Source organism: Pseudoxanthomonas beigongshangi, assembly GCF_016820515.1.
Taxonomy (GTDB): Bacteria; Pseudomonadota; Gammaproteobacteria; order Xanthomonadales; family Xanthomonadaceae; genus Pseudoxanthomonas_A; species Pseudoxanthomonas_A beigongshangi.
On the sequence record NZ_JADHDV010000007.1, the window covers coordinates 1 to 14,131 of the forward strand.

At 67.7% G+C, this 14,131-nt stretch carries 12 protein-coding genes; 11 read left to right on the forward strand and 1 reads right to left on the reverse strand.

Annotation, left to right across the window (positions count from 1 at the left end):
- From IQ458_RS06800 to gloA2, 11 genes are all read left to right on the forward strand, one after another.
- The coding region (locus tag IQ458_RS06800; RefSeq protein WP_203322312.1) for a DUF2339 domain-containing protein at nt 1-2,428 on the forward strand (2,428 nt) is incomplete at its 5' end.
- A complete protein-coding gene (locus IQ458_RS06805; protein WP_203322313.1) occupies nt 2,425-3,804 on the forward strand; it encodes a DUF3999 domain-containing protein in 1,380 nt (459 codons plus the stop codon). The genes IQ458_RS06800 and IQ458_RS06805, both read left to right, overlap by 4 nt.
- A gap of 71 nt (nt 3,805-3,875) precedes the next feature.
- Nucleotides 3,876-5,051, forward strand: coding sequence for a phosphoglycerate kinase (locus IQ458_RS06810; RefSeq protein ID WP_203322314.1), 1,176 nt, complete (start codon nt 3,876-3,878; stop codon nt 5,049-5,051).
- On the forward strand, nt 5,048-5,689 hold the full coding sequence (locus tag IQ458_RS06815; protein WP_203322315.1) for an HAD hydrolase-like protein: 642 nt from the start codon (nt 5,048-5,050) through the stop codon (nt 5,687-5,689). The genes IQ458_RS06810 and IQ458_RS06815 overlap by 4 nt, the downstream gene beginning before the upstream one ends.
- Before the next feature lie 255 nt (nt 5,690-5,944).
- Nucleotides 5,945-7,411: a pyruvate kinase gene (gene pyk / locus IQ458_RS06820; protein WP_183644263.1), complete on the forward strand. Its 1,467-nt coding sequence runs from the start codon at nt 5,945-5,947 to the stop codon at nt 7,409-7,411.
- A 57-nt stretch (nt 7,412-7,468) separates the two neighbouring features.
- The gene (locus tag IQ458_RS06825; RefSeq protein ID WP_203322316.1) at nt 7,469-7,816 is read left to right on the forward strand and encodes a hypothetical protein; all 348 of its coding nucleotides are present in this window, start codon (nt 7,469-7,471) and stop codon (nt 7,814-7,816) included.
- A gap of 84 nt (nt 7,817-7,900) precedes the next feature.
- On the forward strand, nt 7,901-8,905 hold the full coding sequence (locus IQ458_RS06830) for a class I fructose-bisphosphate aldolase (protein WP_183644257.1): 1,005 nt from the start codon (nt 7,901-7,903) through the stop codon (nt 8,903-8,905).
- A gap of 188 nt (nt 8,906-9,093) precedes the next feature.
- Entirely contained in the window at nt 9,094-9,567 is a 474-nt protein-coding gene (locus tag IQ458_RS06835; RefSeq protein WP_183644254.1) for a MarR family winged helix-turn-helix transcriptional regulator, read from the forward strand.
- 11 nt (nt 9,568-9,578) lie between these two features.
- Nucleotides 9,579-10,679: an HlyD family secretion protein gene (locus tag IQ458_RS06840; RefSeq protein ID WP_203322317.1), complete on the forward strand. Its 1,101-nt coding sequence runs from the start codon at nt 9,579-9,581 to the stop codon at nt 10,677-10,679.
- A 154-nt stretch (nt 10,680-10,833) separates the two neighbouring features.
- Nucleotides 10,834-12,378, forward strand: coding sequence for an MDR family MFS transporter (locus IQ458_RS06845; RefSeq protein ID WP_203322318.1), 1,545 nt, complete (start codon nt 10,834-10,836; stop codon nt 12,376-12,378).
- 151 nt (nt 12,379-12,529) lie between these two features.
- A complete protein-coding gene (gene gloA2 / locus IQ458_RS06850; protein ID WP_203322406.1) occupies nt 12,530-12,916 on the forward strand; it encodes an SMU1112c/YaeR family gloxylase I-like metalloprotein in 387 nt (128 codons plus the stop codon).
- 92 nt (nt 12,917-13,008) lie between these two features.
- Here the strand turns inward: gloA2 and IQ458_RS06855 are convergent, their stop codons facing one another.
- A complete protein-coding gene (locus IQ458_RS06855) occupies nt 13,009-14,043 on the reverse strand; it encodes a proline iminopeptidase-family hydrolase (RefSeq protein ID WP_203322319.1) in 1,035 nt (344 codons plus the stop codon).
- Nucleotides 14,044-14,131: the final 88 nt, after the last annotated feature.

The window sequence follows — 14,131 nt, forward strand, 5'->3', positions numbered from 1 at the left end:
GCCGCCGCCGCGTGCGGCCGCGCCGGTACCGCCGCCTTTGCCCCCGGCCGAGGCGACCGCGCCGGCCGCCGCATCCACGCACGTACCGCCGCCTTCCGCGCCTGCCGAACCGCCGCGTCCGGATTTCATCAGCCTGGGGCTGCGGGCGGTCAAGCGGTGGTTCACCGTCGGCAACGTGCCGGTGAAGATCGGCGTGCTGGTGCTGTTCGCCGGCGTGGCGGCGTTGCTGAAGTACGCCAGCGACCAGGGTTGGCTGCGCCTGCCGATCGAACTGCGCCTGGCCGGCATCGCGGCCGCATCGCTGGCGGCGCTGGTATTCGCCTGGCGCAAGCGGGAAAGCAATCGCAGCTTCGCGCTGTCGTTGCAGGGCGGCGCCATCGGCATCCTGCTGTTGACGGTGTTCGCCGCGTTCAAGCGCTACGAACTGCTGGAGGCCGCACCGGCGTTTGCCCTGAGCGTGATCCTGATCGCCGGTGCGGGGGCGCTGGCGGTGTTGCAGAACGCCAAGGCGCTCGCCGTGTTCGCGATTCTCGCCGGCTTCCTGGCGCCGATCTGGCTGTCCACCGGCAGCGGCAACCATGTCGCGCTGTTCTCGTACTACGCGGTGTTGAACGCCGCGATCCTGGGCGTCGCCTGGTGGAAACCGTGGCGCATCCTCAACCTGCTGGGCTTCGTCTTCACCTTCGGCATCGGCACGATCTGGGGCGTGCTCGACTACCAGCCGACCAAGTTCGCGACCACCGAGCCGTTCCTGCTGCTGTTCTTCGCGTTCTACCTGATCATTCCGCTGCTGTATGCGCGCCGGCAGCCGGAAGGCCGGCGCGGACTGGTCGAAGGCTGCCTGGTGTTCGGCACGCCGCTGGTCGCGTTCTCGCTGCAGGCGGGATTGCTGCAGGGCGAACGGCTGCCGCTGGCGTTCAACGCGCTGGGATTGGCGGCGCTGTACGCGTTGCTGGCGGCGGCGCTGCGCCGACGCGGCGGTTTCGAACGGATGGTGCCGTCGTATGCGGTGCTGGCGGTCGGTTTCGCCACCCTCGCCGTGCCGCTGGCGCTGTCTGCGCATGCCACCGCCAGCGTGTTCGCGCTGGAAGGCGCGGCGCTGGTCTGGCTTGGCCTGCACCAGCGGCGGCGGTTGCCGCTGATCAGCGGTATCGGTTTGCAGTTGCTTGCGGCGTTCGCGTTCCTGCTTGGCCTGAGCCCGGTGCTCCCCGATACCGCCGTCGCCAATCCGGCCTTCATGGGCGCGCTGCTGATCGCGCTGGCCGGACTGGCGAGCGCGTGGGTGTTGCGGGCGCACGGCAAGCCGATGCCGGCGCTGGCGTTCTATCTGTGGGGAATGGCGTGGTGGCTGGGCACGACGGTCAGCGAGATTGGCCGGTTCGTGGCCTGGGATGCGCGCGCCGATGCGCTGCTCGTGCTGGTCGCGTTCACCGGCTGGATCGCGGCCGAGGTGCATCGCCGTCGTCCCGCGACCGCGCTCGCGATGACCACCTTGCTGGCACTCGCGGCGGCCCTGCCGCTGGCGCTGGCGCAGACCCAGGCCCACGGACAACCGTTCGCCGGCTACGGCGCGCTGGCCTGGCTGGCGTACGCGGTCCTGGGCGTGCGCAGCCTGCTGTGCCTGCGTTCCAGCGAACACGCGCTGGCTGGCTGGGCGCAGTTCGCGTGGCTGCTGGTGTGGCCCCCGGTGCTGTCGATGCTGCTGGAATGGACCGGCGGACGTTTCGAACTGGCCGAGGGCTGGCGCGTGCTGGGCATCGGCCTGCCGTGGCTGGCGGCCGCGGCGCTGGGCCTGTTCCGCTGGCCGTGGCTGGCGGCGCCGCTGGGCGAGCGCTTCGAAGGTTATCGCGGCACGCTGCTGGCGGTGCTGTTCGTGGTGCTGGGCATCGGTGGACTCGGATCGCTGTGGCTGGCCGGCGCGGCATCGCCGCTGCCGTGGGTGCCGCTGCTCAACCCGCTGGAACTGGCGCAACTGGCGATCTTCGTCCTGTTCGCATGCTGGGCATGGTCGCCGCAGGCACCGGAACTGCTGCTGCGGTGGCGGCCGATGGTGCTGGCGCTGCTCGGCTTCGTGCTGATCACCTCGGTCGTGTTGCATGCCGTGCACCATTGGGGGGGCGTGGCCTGGAACGATCGGTTGATTTCCACGGGCCTGGCCCAGACCAGCCTGACCGTGGTGTGGAGCGTGCTGGGCGTGATCGGCTGGATCGCCGGCTCGCGTCGCGGCCAGCGCGGCCTGTGGCTGGCCGGCGCCGTGTTGATGGGCGTGGTGCTGGTGAAATTGATCCTGGTGGATCGCGGCAACCTGGGCGATGTGCTGGGCATCGCTTCCTTCATCGCCTATGGCCTGCTGTGCACGGTGGTCGGTTATCTCGCGCCGGCGCCGCCGCGCGTGGCCGGCCCGGAGAATGACGGAGAACACGCATGACCCCGATCACACCGCGCGCGGCAAAGGCCGCGCTCGCCCTGCTGGCCTTGCTGGCGGCCACGCAGGCGCTGGCCGGATCCCGCGATGACTATGCACGCGAGTGGCTGTTGAACGCCGCGCAATCCGACGCGGGCGCCTACCGGGTGACGCTGGATGCCGCCGTCTACCGGCAGGTGCAGTCGCCTGAGCTGAAGGATCTGGAGGTGTTCGACGCGCGCGGCCAGGCGGTGCCGACGGCACTGCTCGAGACCGGGCGTCCGCAGGCCGCTGCCGCCCGCCAGCAAACGCTGCCCTGGTTTCTCCTGCCGGTGATGAGCGGGGCGGCGTCTCGCGATATCGCCGCGATCAGCGAGATCGCCAGCGATGGCAGCCTGCGCCGGGTCGAACTGCGCGGCCAGGATGCGCAGGACGGCGGCATCCTGATCGATGCCAGTCGCCTGGAGGCCGCGCCGGTCGCGCTGCGGGTCCGCTGGAGCGCGGGACAGGCGCCGTTCGATCGCGCCTACCGGGTAATGGCGTCCGACAATCTGCGCGACTGGCAGACCGTGCAGGAAGAAGGGCATCTGGTCGAACTGGAGAACCAGGGCCAGCGGGTCATGCGCGATCGCATCGAACTGGCGCCGGTGAAGGCACGCTACCTGCGGCTGGCCCCGCTGGCGGCGGGGACGCCGCTGCGCGTGGAGCAGATGGAGGCCGAACTGGCCACGGTGGCGCACGAACCCGACTGGGCGTGGCAGGAGCTGGCGGGAACGCGCATCGAGGATCCCGATGGCGCCGTGCACTACGAATTCGTCTTGCCCGGACGCTTTCCGGTGGAGCGCGCCGACGTGCTGCTGCCGGGCAACAGCACCCGCGCGTGGACCCTGGAGTCGCGCGACGATCCGGCGTCGCCCTGGCGCCGCGCGGCATCGCCCTGGGTGGCGTACCGCTTGCAATCCGGCGACCGCGTCGATGCCTCGCCGTCGCAGCCGCTGGACGGCCTGCGCCGGGATCGCCACTGGCGCCTGACCGGCGCGCGCGGCGCGCAGACCGAAGCACCCCGCCTGCGGCTGGGCTATCGGCCCGAGACGCTGGTGTTCGTGAGCCAGGGCGAACCGCCGTTCGCGCTGGCGGCCGGCAGTGCGCGCACCCGTCGCGACGATGCGCCGCTTGCGGAACTGGTCGCCGCGCTGCGGAGCCAGCGCGGCCCCACCTGGCAACCAGCGGTGGCGACGCTGGGCCAGACGCGCGTGCTGGCCGGCGATGCCGCGCTGACGCCCGCGCCACCGCAGCGCGACTGGAAGGCCTGGCTGCTGTGGGGGCTGCTGGTGGCCGGTGCCCTGCTGGTGGCGGGATTCGCCTTCAGCCTGCTGCGCAAGCCGCCACCCGCGGGCTGAGGGCCCGCGGTTTGCGGCGCCTGCGCGCAGCCGGGACAATAGGCGTCTTTCCCCGCCCCGAAGGAATGCCCATGTCCATCGTCCGCATGACCGACCTCGACCTCACCGGCAAGCGCGTGCTGATCCGCCAGGATCTCAACGTGCCGATCGAGGACGGCCGGATCACTTCCGAACAGCGCATCACCGCGTCGCTGCCGACGCTGAAGCAGGCGCTGGGGCAGGGCGCGGCGGTGATGGTCACCTCGCACCTGGGACGTCCGAAGGAAGGCGTGTGGAGCGAAGCAGATTCGCTGGCGCCGGTGGCCGCGCGGCTGTCGGAACTGCTGGGCGTGGAGGTGCCGCTGGTGCGCGACTGGGTGGACGGCGTGGACGTCAAGCCGGGCCGGATCGTGCTGCTGGAAAACTGCCGCATGAACGTGGGCGAGGGCAAGGATGACGAGGCCCTGTCGAAGAAATACGCCGCGCTCTGCGATGTGTTCGTCATGGACGCCTTCGGCACCGCGCACCGTGCGCAGGCGTCGACCCATGGCGTCATCCGTTTCGCCGGCGTGGCCGCCGGCGGCCCGCTGCTGATGGCCGAGCTGGACGCGCTGGCCAAGGCGCTGGACAAGCCGGCCCGTCCGCTGCTGGCGATCGTGGCCGGCAGCAAGGTCTCGACCAAGCTGGAATTGCTGTCCAACCTGGTCGGCAAGGTGGATCAGCTGATCGTCGGTGGCGGCATCGCCAACACGTTCATCGCCGCCGCCGGTCATGCGGTCGGCAAATCGCTGTACGAGCCGGATCTGCTCGACACCGCGCGCAAGATCGACGCCGACGCGAAGGCGCGCGGCGCCGACATCCCGCTGCCGTCCGACGTGGTGGTGGCGAAGGAATTCAAGGCCGATTCGCCGGCCGAGGTGAAGGCGGTCGATGCGGTGTCCGCCGATGACCTGATCCTCGATATCGGCCCGCAGACCGCGCAGCGCTACGCAGACCTGATCCGTTCGGCCGGAACGGTGGTGTGGAACGGACCGGTCGGCGTGTTCGAGTTCGACGCGTTCGGCAAGGGCACCGAGGCGCTGGCGCGCGCGATCGCGCAGTCGCCGGCGTTCTCGATTGCCGGCGGTGGCGACACGCTGGCCGCGGTCGACAAGTACGGCATCGCCGGCGAGGTGAGCTACATCTCCACCGGTGGTGGCGCGTTCCTGGAATTCCTGGAGGGCAAGACCCTGCCGGCGGTGGCCGCGCTGGAGGCCCGCGGACAGTGACGCGCGACACCCTGTTCTTCGATCTCGACGGCACCCTAATCGATTCCGCCGTCGGCATCACCCGTTGCGTCGCCTATGCACTGGAGCAATTGCGGCATCCGGTGCCAGCCGACGCCGAGCTGCGCCGCTGGATCGGCCCGCCGCTGCGCACCAGTTTCGGTCCGCTGCTGAAGGAGCCACGGCAGGTGGAACTGGCGGTCGAACACTATCGCACCCGCTTCGAATCGCACGGCTGGGCCGAGCACGAGGTCTACGAGGGCATCGGTGAGGCGGTGGAGGCGCTGCACGCGCGGGGACATCGCCTGGCGATCGTCACCGCCAAGAACGAGCCGCATGCGCGCAAGATCATCGCGCATCTGCCGTTCGGTCATCGGTTCGAGGATGTCATCGGCTCCACCATCGACGGCAGCCTCAGCCACAAGCCGGAGCTGATCGCCGAGGCGATGCACCGCCTGTCGCTGGCACCGGAACAGTGCCTGATGATCGGTGATCGCCACATGGACATCGATGGCGCGCGCCATCATGGCATGCGCAATATCGGCGTGCTGTGGGGATTCGGCGGCGAGGCGGAACTTCGCCAGGCCGGCGCTGATCACCTCGCCACGCGACCGCCGGATCTGCGCGCGCTGCTGGCCTGAGTATCGCGGGCACGCGCGGACCGGCGCGCAAACCGGGGTGCGATCGCAGCATGGCAACGCACTCAAGAGACCAAAAAAATACCAGTATCGGCATCGGCGTGAAGTCCACGAAACCGCTGTAAAACAGCGGTTTCACTGAATCCCGCGCAGGCTCGTGCCGCACCTGCCGACGCGCGGTACGCCACCTGTCCGCGTGGATCATTGCAGTGCCCGTGCGGTGTGGTAGCGTTTGCGCCAATTCAGGGAAACGCACCAATGATCGAACGCCAGCGCCGCACCAAGATCCTCGCCACCCTCGGACCGGCCACCGACCCGCCGGGCGTGCTTGACGAGCTGTTCCGTGCCGGCGTCAACGTGGTCCGCCTGAATTTCTCTCACGGGGATCCTTCCGGCCAGGCCAAGCGCGCCGCCGCGGTTCGCGCCGCCGCGCAACGTGCCGGTGCCGAAGTCGGCATCCTCGCCGACCTGCCGGGGCCGAAAATCCGCATCGAGCGTTTCGCGGAGGGCAAGGTCGTGCTCAAGGCCGGTGCGCGTTTCGATCTGGTCGCCAATGCCAGTGCGCCGGCCGGCGATGTCTCGCAGGTGGGCGTGAGTTATCTGGGGCTGCCCGGAGACGTGACCCACGGCGACACCCTGCTGCTCGATGACGGCCTGATGCAGCTGCGGGTGGAGCAGGTGGAAGGCGAGCGCATCATCACCACCGTGCTCAACGATGGCGTGCTGTCCGATCGCAAGGGCCTGAACAAGCTCGGTGGCGGCCTGTCGCTGGGCGCGCTGACCGAGCGCGACAAGGAACTCATCGCCATCGTCGCCGAGATTGGCGTCGACTTCATCGCGGTGTCGTTCTGCCGCAATGCCGAGGACATGAACGAAGCGCGCCGCATCGCCCGCGAGCATGGCAGCGATGCCGCGCTGGTGTCCAAGATCGAGCGCACCGAGGCGATCGAGAACCTGGCCGAGATCGTCGAGGCGAGCGATGTGGTGATGGTCGCACGTGGCGACCTGGGCGTGGAGATCGGCGACGCCGAGCTGCCCGGCCTGCAGAAGAAGATCATCCGGGAGTCGCTGGCCCGCAATCGCGTGGTGATTACCGCCACCCAGATGTTGCAGTCGATGGTGGACAACCCGATTCCCACCCGCGCCGAAGTACTGGACGTGGCCAACGCGGTCATCGACGGCACCGACGCGGTGATGCTGTCGGCGGAAACCGCGGCCGGCAGCTATCCGGTCAAGGCGGTCGAGGCGATGGCGCGCATCTGCCTGGGTGCGGAAAAGCAGTTCGAGACCGATACCGATTTCGAGAAGGCGCCGCGCGATCTGGCGCGCGCCGACCAGGCCATCGCGATGGCCGCGATGTTCCTGACCGAGCACATCGGCGTGCGCGCGATCGTCGCGATGACCGAATCCGGCGGCACCGCACGTTACCTGTCGCGGTTCCGCGCGCGGGCACCGGTCTATGCCTTCTCGCGCCACGACGGCGCGCGCCGGCGGATGGCGATGATGCGCGACGTGTTCCCGATCGCGTTCGACAGCCGTGGCCTGGCGCCACGCGAAGCCGCGCGCGAGGCGATGCGCTGCCTGTACGACCGCAAGCTGCTGTCCGAAGGCGACCGCATCATCTTCACCAGCGGCGACCACATGGAAAAGCACGGCGCCACCAACACCTTGCGCCTGCTGCAGATCGGCATGCAGGGCCAGGCCGAAGGGCTGGGCGAGTTGTAATTGCCTTCCATTCGGGCGAGGCCGCACGCTCCCGCCCGGAGAATGAAAGCGGAGTTCATGACCAGGACCAATGCCTATACGCTGCTGTGCGTCGCGATTCGTGCCGTCGTGGTGTGGTTCTCCGCTTCCCTGTTGCTGATGACTCCCGGCCTGATGATTGCCATGCGCGATGGCACATACCAGGGCGATGCGATCTGGTTGGGCCTGGCGGCGATTCTGCTGCCGGCGCTGGTGCCGGGCCTGGCCTGGCTGTTTGCCGACAAGCTGGCACGCCTGGCGCTGGCGCGGCCGCAGGAGCCCGTGTTCGAGAGCCGGATCCGTGCACCGCTGGCGTTATGGCCGACTGGAAGCGGAGGAGTCCGCTCCGGACTGAATCGTCACTCCGTTGTTACGCTGTGCTTGTAACCGTTTGCAAATTTCCGGTGGCCCAAGCTGTTTCCGTGATTGGGCTATAATTGGTATCTTTCCCGCCGCTCCTCCAGGACCCACATGAGCATCGAACAGCTTGCCGAAACCGCCCAGGCCATGGTGGCCGCGGGCAAGGGCATCATCGCGATCGACGAATCCACCAGCACCATCGCCAAGCGCTTCGCCGGGGTGGGCATCGAGAACACCGAGGAAAACCGCCGCGCCTATCGCGAACTGCTGCTCACCACGCCCAAGCTGAGCGACTACATTTCCGGCGCCATCCTGTACGACGAGACCATTCGCCAGTCCACCAAGGACGGCGTGCCGTTCGCCAAGTACATGGCCCAGCACGGCATCATCCCGGGCATCAAGGTCGACAAGGGCACCCACCCGCTGGCCGGTTGCCCCGGCGAAGTCGTGACCGAGGGCCTGGACGGCCTGCGTGATCGCCTGAAGGAGTACTACGCGCTGGGCGCCCGCTTCGCCAAGTGGCGCGCGGTGATCAACATCGGCGAGGACATCCCGACCGGCACCTGCATCGAAGCGAACGCGCACGCGCTGGCCCGCTATGCCGCGCTGTGCCAGGAGGCCGGACTGGTGCCGATGGTGGAGCCGGAAGTGCTGATGGATGGCGAACACGACATCCAGACCTGCTACGAAGTGACCGAAGCGGTGCTGCGTTCGCTGTTCGCCGCCCTGTATGAGCACAACGTGCTGCTGGAAGGCACCATCCTGAAGGCCTCGATGGTCGTGCCCGGCAAGGACTGCCCGGATCAGGCCGACGTCGAGGAAGTGGCCGAATCCACCGTGATGTGCCTGAAGAGCACCGTGCCGGCGATCCTGCCGGGCATCGTGTTCCTGTCCGGCGGGCAGAGTGACGAGGACGCCACCGCGCACCTCGACGCGATGAACCGCCTCGGCGCGCTGCCGTGGCCGCTGTCGTTCTCGTATGGCCGCGCCATGCAGCAGGCGGCGCTGAAGCTGTGGTCCGAGGACCTGAAGGGCAACTTCGCCAAGGCCCAGTCCACGGTCTACGCCCGCGCCAAGGACAACGGCCTGGCCGCCCTTGGCAAGTGGGAAGGCTGAGCCCGTAGCGCCGAGCTTGTTCGGCGAAACGAGAGTCCAGAAAGTCCAGAACGCCGGCCACGCGCCGGCGTTTTGCTTTTCCCTCCCCGGCAATCGCCGGACAGCGAGGGCGCTCCAAACTGAACGCCCGTTCAAGAAAACGGCCGCTCCTGTATTTAGCTGCCTAGGCAGCTATATCATAGGCAGCCATGAGCGAGTCCTGTAATCCCGCTTCCCTCGGCTACCTGATTGCCGACCTCAGCCGCCTGTATGGGCGGGTGTTCGATCGGCGTGCCGCGCACCTGGGCCTGACCCGGGTCCAGTGGCGCGCGCTCAAGCGCATCCACCAGAACGAAGGCCTGACCCAGGCGGCGCTGGCCGACGTGATGGACATGGAGCCGATCGCGGTCGGCCGGGTGGTCGATCGGCTGCAGAAGGCCGGCTTCGTCGAGCGTCGCAACGATCCCAACGATCGCCGTTGCTGGCGGCTGCACCTGTCGCCGCAATCGAACGAACTGATGGATCTGATCGAGGACGTGGCCACCGGTCTGCGTGAGGACAGCCTGGCCGAAGTCGCGCCCGATGACCTGCGGATCACCCTGCAGGTGCTGGGCCAGATCCGCGAAACCCTTTCCCAGCTCGACCGCGCCAGCCGCGGCGAGTCCTCCCTTCGCAAGTCCTGACCCCGCCCCCCATGACCACCAAGATCAATGCCGCCGCCGAGCAGGCGGCCACTCCCGCATCTCCCAAGCGCCGGCGCGTGCCGGTCTGGCTGTGGATCGCCGCACCGGCCGCGGTCATCGGTTTCTTTGCCTGGGAATGGGTGGTATCCAACCGCCAGGTCGGCACCGACAACGCCTACGTCAAGGCCGAACGCATCCTCATCGCGCCGCAGGTCGGCGGCCGGGTGGTGGAAGTGGCGGTCAGCCAGAACCAGGTGGTGAAGAAGGGCGATCTGCTGTTCCGCATCGACCCCGAACCGCTGCAGATTGCGCTGGCGCAGAACGAGGCGACCCTGGCCTATGTCGCCAACACCACCAGCGCGAGCCGCGCCAAGGTGACCGGCGCCGGCACTTCGGTCGCGGCCAAGCGCGAAACCCTGGCCTGGGCGCAGCGCGACCTCGCGCGCATGCAGCAGCTCGCCGGCCAGCAACTGGTCTCACGCAAGATGCTCGACGACGCGCGTCACGCCGTGGCGGAAGCGAAGACCGATCTGGCCGACGCGATCGCATCCGAATCCGAAGCCAACGCGGCGCTGAGCGGCGATTCGCATACCCCGCTGCAGGATCTGCCGGGCTATCGCGGCGCGATGGCGATGCTGGCCAAGGCCAAACTGGACCTGGCGCACGCCGAAGTGCGCGCGCCGGTCGATGGCATCGTCGGCCTGCACGATCTGCAGGTGGGCGAATACATCAACGTCGGCCAGACCGCGATGCCGCTGGTCGCCACCAACCCGATATGGGTGGAAGCCAACTTCAAGGAAACCGAGTTGACCCGGATGCACGTCGGCCAGCAGGCGACCGTCGAAGTGGATACCTATCCGGGCGTGAAGTGGAAGGCGCACGTCGCCTCGATCGCGCCGGCGTCCGGTGCCGAGTTCAGCGTGCTGCCGCCGCAGAACGCCACCGGCAACTGGGTCAAGATCGTGCAGCGCATTCCGGTCCGCCTCGAAATCGACGGTGCCGATCGCAGGGACGCTCCGCAACTGCGCGCCGGCATGAGCGCCGACGTGGAGGTCGACTTGCGCGATCCCGACGGCGGCGGCCATGCCGGCAAGGCCACCGCGGCGCGCTGAAGCAAGCTGTTTGTTACCGTCATTCCGGGCGTCTGCGGACCGCATAGCGGCGCTGTGGTGGAGTCGCGAAGGGTTCCGCGGCGCTCCGGGATGACCTCTGATTCTCCATGGCGCGGCGCGTGCGCGCGCCGCCCCGTGCCAGGCCGGTGACGCCATGATCAGCCGATTGAAGAACGACAACGCGAACGGCAACCGCACCCTGCTGGTGGTGTCGGTGATGCTGGCCACGCTGATGCAGGCGCTGGACACCACCATCGCCAACGTCGCGCTGCCGGACATGCAGGGCTCGCTGTCGGCCACCCAGGACCAGGTGTCGTGGGTGTTGACCAGCTACATAGTGGCTGCCGCGATCCTGACTCCCGTCACCGGCTGGCTGGCCGGTCGGCTGGGACGCCGGCGCCTGCTGATCATCGCGGTGGGCGGATTCACCGTCGCCTCGCTGCTGTGCGGCATCGCCACCGGCATCGGCGAAATGGTGTTCTACCGCGTGCTGCAAGGCGTGTTCGGCGCCTCGCTGGTGCCGATCTCGCAGTCGCTGCTGCTGGATTCATTCCCCAAGGAAAAGCACGGCGCGGCGATGGCGATGTGGGGCATGGGCATCATGGTCGGCCCGATCCTCGGTCCGCCGCTGGGCGGCTTCCTGACCCAGAACTACAGCTGGCACTGGGTATTCCTGATCAACCTGCCGATCGGCATCCTCGCGCTCATCGGCATCCTGGCCAGCGTGAAGAAGGACCAGCCGCACGAGCGCCCGCTGGACGGCATCGGCCTGGGGCTGCTGGCGCTGGGCATCGGCGCGTTGCAGCTGTTCCTGGATCGCGGGCAGGGCGAGGACTGGTTCGGCAGCCTGGAAATCCAGATCGAAGCGGCGCTGGCGTTCCTGGCGTTGTACATGTACGCACTGTGGTGGTGGCGCCACCGCGAGCACGCGCTGCTGGATCTCGGGCTGCTGAAGAATGCCAACTTCGCGGTCGGCTGCGCGCTGATCTTCATCGTCGGTATCGTGCTGTTCGCCACGCTCGCGCTGCTGCCACCGTACCTGAGCACGCTGATGAACTACCCGGTGTTGACCATCGGTCTGGTGCTGGCGCCGCGCGGCGTCGGCACCATGCTGAGCATGATGGTGGTCGGGCGCCTGCTGGGACGGGTGGATGCGCGCGGCCCGATCCTGGTCGGCATGGGCCTGATGGTGCTCTCGCTGCATGGCATGACCCAATTCGGCCCGACCGCGTCGATGTCGTCGATTGTCTGGCTGGGCGTGATCCAGGGCCTGGGACTCGGATTGGTGTTCGTGCCGATTTCAACGGTCGCCTATGCGACGCTGGAACCGCACCAGCGCACCGAAGCGGCCGGCTTGTTCAGTCTGGTCCGCAACATCGGCTCGTCGGTGGGCATCTCGGTGGTGATGACGCTGCTGTCGCGCGCCGGCCAGATCAACCACGCGGAGATCGGCGCGCGCATACCCGCCTTCGGTGCCGAGACTACCCTGCTGCCGCCGATGTGGAATCCGGATACCGTGAGCGGCGCGGCGCTGCTCAACGCCGAGGTGATGCGGCAATCCGCGGCGATTGGCTATCTCAACGACTTCAAGCTGATGATGTTGCTGACCCTGGTGTCGATGCCGCTGGTGCTGTTGATGCAGAGCGGCAAGCATCCGACAGGCGGATCCGCGGGCGCGGATGCGGCAGCGGCGCATTAGCGGGCATCACCTCATTGTAGGAGCGACGTGAGTCGCGACCGCATGCCTGGCACTGGATTGGGGCGCGACTTGCGTCGCTCCTGCATCGCGATCGCGGCGAGCAGTCGCGACTCACGTCGCTCCTACAGGATGCAGGGATAGAATGATGTCCATGAAACTGCTCGGCATCCACCACGTCGCCATCATCGCTTCGGACTATGCGCGTTCGCGGCGTTTCTATGTCGAGGTGCTGGGATTGGACGTGATCGCGGAGCATTACCGCGAGGCGCGCGATTCCTGGAAGCTGGATCTGCGGGTGGACGAGCGCACCCGGATCGAATTGTTTTCGTTTCCCTCGCCGCCAGCGCGGGTGTCGCGGCCCGAGGCGTGCGGCCTGCGCCATCTGGCGCTACGGGTGGCGGACCTGGATGCCGCGGTCTCCCATCTGGAAGCGCATGGCGTGGCGGTGGAACCGATCCGGGTGGACGAGTTCACCGACCGGCGTTTCACCTTCTTCGCGGATCCGGACGGGCTGCCGCTGGAGTTGTACGAGGATTGACGCTTGCCTGTGGGAGCGACGTAAGTCGCGATTCGCGATGGCACCGTCAGTCAGGATTTCGCGACTCACGTCGCTCCCACAGGAACGGGCGATCAACGACCCGCGTCGGTATCGCGCAGGAAATCGATCAGCCCGTTCACGTAGGTGCTCTGGTCGTCGTACATCGCCATGTGGCTGCCTTCCGGGCAGAACAGGTAGCGCCCCTTCGGCAGCCGCTTGCTCATCATCTCCATGTAGGCCGGGTCCATGGTGTCGTGGCGTGCGCCGATGACGAGGGTGGGTACGGGGATCTTTCCCAGGTCGGCGGTGCGGTCCCAGTCGGCGAGGATGCCGCTGGCACCCAGTTCGCTCGGACCCTGCATCGGTACGTAGACCTTCCTGTTGATGTGGGCGAATGAGCGGTTGACCGGTTCCGGCCACTGCGCGGCCGGCATGCGCAGGACGTGCGCTTCGTAATGCGGCAACAGCAAATCCATGTAGCGCGGATCGTCGAAGCGCTTGTCCTTCTCCAGTTGCTTGATCTCGGCCAGCGCGGCGGGATCCATCTTCGGTTCCAGCACCTTGTGCGCGTAGTCGTTGTACGCGGGAATGCTGGACATCATGTTGGAGATGATCAGGCCCTTGAGATGCTGCGGATACTTGAGCGCGTATTCCATCGCCAGGATGCCGCCCCAGGAATGCCCGAGCAGATAGAAGTTGCTCCCGTCCAGCTTGAGCGCCTGGCGGACCTGCTCCACTTCCTCGACGAAACGCGCGGTGTCCAGCAGGCGCGGGTCATCGGGTTGATCGCTGTAGGCCGAACCGAGCTGGTCGTAGTAGTAGTACTCGATGCCGGCGGCCGGCAGGAAGCTGTCGAAGGCCTCGAAGTATTCGTGGGTGGCGCCTGGACCGCCATGCAGCAGGAGCAGCTTGATGCGCGGATTGTTGCCGACCCGCTTGGTCCAGACCTTGAAGTCGCCGGCGGGCGTGTGGATCGGAATCATGCGCGCGCCGCCGGACAACACGTCGTCGCGGCCGGTGTTGTCGAAGTAGCTTGCCGGTAGTGTTGGCGGCGAGGACTGCGCGGCAGCCGCGATGCCGGAGACGAGGAACAGCGACGACAGCAGCAGCGAACCGGCCAGCTTCATGGCGGACTCCAGGCGATGGACCATGCCGAGCCTAGCAACGCGCCCGAAGCCGCCGCAACCGGCGGCGTCATAACAGGATTGTCCGGGA